This is a genomic window from Lysinibacillus sp. GbtcB16 (assembly GCF_019091145.1).
Classification (GTDB): domain Bacteria; phylum Bacillota; class Bacilli; order Bacillales_A; family Planococcaceae; genus Lysinibacillus; species Lysinibacillus fusiformis.
In genome coordinates this window covers 48692-54748 of sequence record NZ_JAGXJV010000012.1, presented here as the reverse complement: position 1 = coordinate 54748, position 6057 = coordinate 48692, and the positions used below count along the sequence as shown (strand labels likewise).

The window sequence follows — 6057 nt, the reverse complement described above, 5'->3', positions numbered from 1 at the left end:
AACACGGAAGTTAAGCTCTTTAGCGCCGATGGTAGTTGGGGGCTTCCCCCTGTGAGAGTAGGACGTCGCTAGGCAATTGTAACCGCCGAGATATATCTCAGCGGTTTTTATTTTTGTCTGTCTTTGTAAGCACCGAAAATGGTAAAATTTAATGGTAAAGATTGGATAAAGGGGATGAAATAGAGTGGCTACAGGACTATATACTAGTGATGCAATTTATATACAGAGAGAAAAGGTAGAGAGCTTTATTCAAAATAGAGAAAAGTGGGCTATTTTAATACCAGGTTATTTGCATCATGAGTTGCTAAATGAAAATAACATGATTTGGGTTTTTCAAGGTGACTTCGGCATCATTCAAAAGGCTGTGAAGGTGGAGCTTCAATTGAAACCTTCAGAACCACATCAAGTCTTATTTGATTTAATTGGCCTATCGGATCCGATAAATGGTGATGGGTCATTCGAAATTAAGCACCAAGATGAATCAATCCAACTTACTGGTAGCTTAACTATGAAGGCTAGTGGCTTTTTAGCAGGAATGATGAATCCTGTATTAGAAAAATTTGTTCCACAATTGGTGGAGCAACTCGTTAGTCAAATGGCTTTGACGGTAGCAAAAGAATAATAGTTTCATTTATAAAGGGTGGAGAACCGATTATTGCAGAAGGTGGCAATGGTCGGTTTTTATAATAGTAAGGCATTTTATTGAAAAATTATAACTTTACCTGTAAATATAGAACAGCTTGCTGAAGGATGACTTTTTTATCGCGTTATAATCTCGTATAATTAGATGAGAATATAACGAAAATAGGTGTTTGTTTTGCAAAAGAAAAAGCCGATTATCGAGGGGTTAGAACGTTTTCGACAACAACAAAATATTTCTTTTCATGTCCCTGGCCATAAGCATGGCGAACTGTCTCACCTTCCGCAAGCATTTAAGGATGTTATGCGTTATGATGTAACTGAATTATCAGGACTGGATGATTTGCATTATCCTGAGGAAATGATCTTAGAAGCAGAACATTTATTAGCTGATACATATGGAGCGATGAAAAGTTTCTTTTTGGTAGGAGGCTCTACCGTTGGAAATTTAGCAATGATTTACGCTACTTGTCAAAAAGGCGATATCATTATTGTTCAAAGGAATGCGCATAAGTCTATATTTCATGCCATTGAACTTGTTGGAGCCAAGCCTATTTTCGTGTCACCGATATGGGATGAACGAACATTAACGGCAACACATGTTACGTTTCAGGATTTAAAGGAAGCTGTAGAAAATTATTCAGAGGCGAAAGCAGTTGTTTTAACATATCCTACTTATTATGGGGTAACCTCTAGTGAAATACAGCAACAAATTGCTTATTGCCATGAAAAGGGGATCCCTGTATTGGTGGATGAAGCACATGGCGCTCACTTTCATGCATGTTCATTATTTCAACCATCAGCTTTGTCTCTTGGGGCAGATGTTGTCGTACATTCAGCGCATAAAACTCTACCTGCGATGACGATGGCATCCTTTATGCATGTGAGATCGGAGTTAATAGAAGCTGACAAAATTCATCACTATTTACGTATGCTACAATCTAGTAGCCCATCTTATGTGCTATTAGCTTCATTAGATGATGCTCGTTATTATGTACAGACATATATGGAGAGTGATGGGGCATATATAATAGAAAAAAGGAATCAATGGGTTGAAGCATTACGATCGATTGGCTCTTTGGAAGTTATTGAAGTAGATGACCCTCTTAAATTACTTTTACGTGTCAAAGGTTATAGTGGCTTTCAATTACAGAAGGCGCTAGAGGCAGAGCATGTCTATGGGGAGTTAGCTGATAGGAATCAAGTTTTATTCATATTACCATTACTCAAGCAAGGACATACCTATCCGTTTGCTGAAATAAGAGTCCGCATAAAGGAAGCTGTAACATTGCTATTAGAAACAGCAAAAACTGATAGCAGCCAGGCTTCTCAAGCAGCTTATAAATTTGTTCAGATAACTGAGCCTATTTATACTTTCAATGAGATTGCATCTTTAAATAAAGAATGGTTACCATATATGCGTACAATGGGACGAATATCAGCAAGTATGATTATTCCATATCCACCCGGCATTCCATTACTAGTGCCAGGAGAAAGAATAACAGTAGCAAAACTAAGTCAGTTAGAAGAATTACTAGCAGCAGGTGCAACATTTCAAGGAAATCATCGTTTAACAGAAAAAATGATTCAGGTCATTAAATAGTTGGAGGCAATTAACAGCATGAAAAGCAATTTATTTATAACATTTGAAGGTCCAGAGGGAGCAGGGAAAACAACCGTCATCCAAAAGATTGCAGAGCGGTTAGCAGAAAAAAATATTGATGTTCTAGCAACAAGAGAACCTGGTGGAATTGAAATTGCAGAAAAAATAAGAACGATTATTTTAAATCCTGCACATACAGCAATGGATGAACGAACTGAAGCATTGTTATATGCTGCAGCAAGAAGCCAGCATTATTTTGAAAAGGTTCAACCTGCTTTAGATGCTGGGAAGTTGGTAATATGTGATCGCTTTATCGATTCATCTTTAGCCTATCAAGGTTATGCAAGAGGTATAGGTATTGATGAGGTGCTTTCCATTAATGAATTCGCTATCGGAAAGAAATTACCTGATATGACGCTATTATTTGATATTGCACCAGAAGTAGGTTTAGCACGTATTTATGCAACGGGAAATCGTGAAGTAAATCGTTTAGATGTTGAAAGTTTACCGTTTCATCAAAAGGTGCATGAAGGATATTTACTACTCGTTGAGCGTTATCCAGAACGTATACGTATTGTGAATGCTGACCAAGATATTGATAGTGTTGTTGAAGATGTATGGTCATTATTATTGGACGCAATACAGTAAATACATGAAGTTGTCTATAACAATGTGATATAATGATACTATCCATTATTTTATCTTCAATTAGATTATTAATAGTGGAAGTATTAAAAGCTTATGAATAATATTGAAACCTATTTAGGTTAATTTTATAAAAGGGGTGAGTGCGAATGAAGTTAGTCGTAGCTGTAGTGCAGGATCAGGATAGCAGCCGCTTATCAAATGCTTTAACGAAAAATCAGTTTCGCGCAACTAAATTAGCGAGCACAGGAGGATTTTTACGTTCAGGAAATACGACGTTTCTTATAGGAACTGAAGACTCTCTCATACCCAAACTTTTAGATATTATTCGGGATAATTGTCGTGCTCGGGAGCAGATGGTTGCGCCAGTTTCTCCACTAGGGGGAAATGCTGATTCCTATATTCCTTATCCTGTAGAGGTTGAGGTAGGAGGAGCCACTGTCTTTGTTTTACCGATTGAACAATTCCATCATTTTTAAAAAAGAGCCTCCTCATAAACATTAGGGTTCACTGTTTGAAAGGCAGAATCATGATTAGGATTTGGCCTATTGTTATCCTAAAGCAATCATGCTGAGGAGAAATAGATAAAGATCGTGGGGGCGAAACAAGCTTGAAAATTAATCAAGATATACGCGTCGGGTTAAATACAAATCGTAAAGAGCCACTACAAAATAATAATCAAAATAACCGATTTGGGGATATGGTCGTCAAGCAAGGAACAAAGTTGCAAACTGAGCAATTGACAAGGTTGTTAGGGGATATATCTACTGCAGGTGACCGAGTTGCGAGATCGCGTAATTTACGAGAACTTGCTAGGTTTAAAATGCTAGTTAAACGATTTCTACAAGAGACAGTAGAACATGGTATGGAATTAAAGCAATCTCATACTTGGAATCGTTTTGGTGAAGGAAGACGTTTGAAAATCATTGACACGATTGATACACGTCTGGTTGAACTTGCGCAAGATCTTTTAGACGAAGAGAAAGAAGCGATTGACCTCCTTGATAAAATCGGTGAGATTAAAGGCTTACTAATTAACTTATATATGTAAAACCCGTGTCTCATTCTCCTATAGGCGCGGGCTTTTTTCGAATATGTACCTTCATTCAATAGTAGACCCATGATCATTGAAAACCAATAACGTTAAAATACTAATCATTTCACTTTTGAGTCAGTCAAGAGTATCTGTTAATTAAAAACGCAGTGATTATCTTCCTAAACGTGTGAGGTGACAATGGCAATTTTACACAAAACGCAATCGCCAATAAAGAACTACTGCAATGTTTCTATGGAAAGTTAAGAGTGGGAACAGTCCCATCTTTACAATAGAAACAGGAAGGAATTTTAAATATATGGCCAAGAATGTTGAAGAGCTATTCGCGCTACAACCAGTTGTAATGAAGCAACTTCAAACGATTTTTGACAAAAATAGATTAGCACATGCGTACATTTTTGACGGTGAAAAAGGGACAGGCAAAGCAGATATTATGCATTTTTTTGTCAAACTAATGCTATGTGAGCACCCAAACGAAAATGTTCCATGTGAAACATGTCGAAATTGCAGACGTGTGGATTCGGGAAATCATCCAAATATTCATCAAATTTATCCAGAGGGTCAATTTATTAAGATTGATCAAATGCGTGAATTAATTGGTGAAATGAAAATGATGGGCGTAGAAGAGGGACGCAAAATCTATGTTCTTCATCATGCAGATCGTCTCAACACGGCTTCTGCCAACATGATACTTAAATTTTTAGAGGAGCCAGATGGTGAGGTTACTGCTATTTTATTAACAGAGCAAATGCAATCGATACTACCAACAATCCGCTCGCGCTGCCAACACATAAAATTCCAAAAAATGCCCCGTCATGTTTTATTACAGCATTTACAGGAAAATAATATTTCGCATTCGATGGCTTCAACCGTAAGTATGATGACGAACGAGCTCGAAATGGCGATATTTTTAGCAAGTGATGAGCAGTTTGCACTTGCTCGAAAAACAGTGTTAAAATTAGTAGAAGCTATTCGGCAAAATGTACATGAGGCCATGCTTATTGTGCACGAGGAGTGGCTACCACACTTTAAAGAAAAAAGCGAAATAGAGCAAGCATTGGATTTACTACTATTTGCTTACCGTGATATAGTGTCAATAAAAGCTAATCCCGAGGCAGCTTGTACTTATCCAGACATGTTACCACTATTCAAAGAAGTCGCGTTATATTCCACTTATGAGCAATTGTCTAAGCAAATGGAATCTATTTTACAGGCGCGTGCATCTTTACAGCGTAACATGAATAGGACGTTATTGATGGAGCAGTTAATGCTAAATCTGCAGGAGGGATATACATTTGTATAATGTAGTAGGAGTCCGCTTTAAAAAAGCGGGTAAAATATATTATTTTGATCCAGCATCATTTCTATTAGAAGATAGTCAATATGTTATTGTTGAGACAGCGCGCGGGGTCGAATATGGTAAAGTGGTTGTCCCTCAAAAAGTAGTAGGTGAGAATGATGTTGTATTACCACTTAAACAAGTACTTCGACCGGCGGATGATCGTGATCGTATACAAGTAGAAGAAAACGCTGCTGAGTCAAAACGAGCATTTGAACTTGCAAGTACTAAAATTATAGAACATAATCTAGAAATGAAGCTTGTAGATGTTGAGTATACATTTGATCGTAATAAAATCATTTTTTATTTTACAGCTGAAGGACGAGTTGACTTCAGGGATCTTGTAAAAGATTTAGCTTCGGTATTTAGAACACGTATCGAACTCCGCCAAATCGGTGTTCGTGATGAAGCAAAATTATTAGGAGGCATTGGGCCTTGTGGTCGTATGCTATGTTGCTCTACATTTTTAGGAGATTTTGAGCCAGTTTCTATTAAAATGGCTAAAGATCAAAACTTATCTTTAAATCCTTCAAAAATATCAGGACTTTGCGGACGTTTAATGTGTTGCTTAAAGTATGAGAATGATGAGTATGAAGAGGCAAAAGAAGGTATGCCAGATTTAGGTGAAGTAGCTATGACACCAGATGGCCGCGGTAAAGTTGTAGGTTTGAATGTGCTGGAAAGACTTATTCAAGTATATTTACAAGAGCAGGAGCGCACAGTTGAGTATACACTAGAAGAACTGCTAGCATGCGAAAAAAATCTTATATAAGATAG

General features: G+C 37.3%; 7 protein-coding genes and 1 rRNA gene. All 8 read left to right on the top strand.

Annotated features, from left to right (window positions below):
- Window positions 1-74: ribosomal RNA gene (rrf, locus tag KVT27_RS27575) — 5S ribosomal RNA — on the top strand; the annotation flags it as partial.
- 110 nt (window positions 75-184) lie between these two features.
- Window positions 185-622, top strand: coding sequence for an SRPBCC family protein (locus tag KVT27_RS21595; protein ID WP_036149793.1), 438 nt, complete (start codon window positions 185-187; stop codon window positions 620-622).
- A 195-nt stretch (window positions 623-817) separates the two neighbouring features.
- Entirely contained in the window at window positions 818-2242 is a 1425-nt protein-coding gene (locus tag KVT27_RS21590; protein ID WP_254636232.1) for an aminotransferase class I/II-fold pyridoxal phosphate-dependent enzyme, read from the top strand.
- 18 nt (window positions 2243-2260) lie between these two features.
- On the top strand, window positions 2261-2890 hold the full coding sequence (gene tmk, locus KVT27_RS21585) for a dTMP kinase (RefSeq protein WP_036122013.1): 630 nt from the start codon (window positions 2261-2263) through the stop codon (window positions 2888-2890).
- 146 nt (window positions 2891-3036) lie between these two features.
- Window positions 3037-3366, top strand: coding sequence for a cyclic-di-AMP receptor (locus KVT27_RS21580; RefSeq protein WP_004229230.1), 330 nt, complete (start codon window positions 3037-3039; stop codon window positions 3364-3366).
- Window positions 3367-3497: 131 nt separating this feature from the next.
- Window positions 3498-3938 (top strand): YaaR family protein, encoded by a 441-nt coding sequence (locus tag KVT27_RS21575; protein ID WP_008179711.1) that lies wholly within the window; start codon window positions 3498-3500, stop codon window positions 3936-3938.
- Window positions 3939-4239: 301 nt separating this feature from the next.
- Window positions 4240-5244, top strand: coding sequence for a DNA polymerase III subunit delta' (gene holB / locus KVT27_RS21570; protein ID WP_036149788.1), 1005 nt, complete (start codon window positions 4240-4242; stop codon window positions 5242-5244).
- Entirely contained in the window at window positions 5237-6052 is an 816-nt protein-coding gene (locus KVT27_RS21565) for a PSP1 domain-containing protein (protein ID WP_036122018.1), read from the top strand. The genes holB and KVT27_RS21565 overlap by 8 nt, the downstream gene beginning before the upstream one ends.
- Window positions 6053-6057 lie beyond the last annotated feature (5 nt).

Excerpts from the sequence above, each read along its gene's own strand:
- tmk (WP_036122013.1), top strand. The coding sequence starts at position 2,261 with ATGAAAAGCAATTTATTTATAACATTTGAAGGTCCAGAGGGAGCAGGG.
- KVT27_RS21580 (WP_004229230.1), top strand. The coding sequence starts at position 3,037 with ATGAAGTTAGTCGTAGCTGTAGTGCAGGATCAGGATAGCAGCCGCTTA.
- holB (WP_036149788.1), top strand. The coding sequence starts at position 4,240 with ATGGCCAAGAATGTTGAAGAGCTATTCGCGCTACAACCAGTTGTAATG.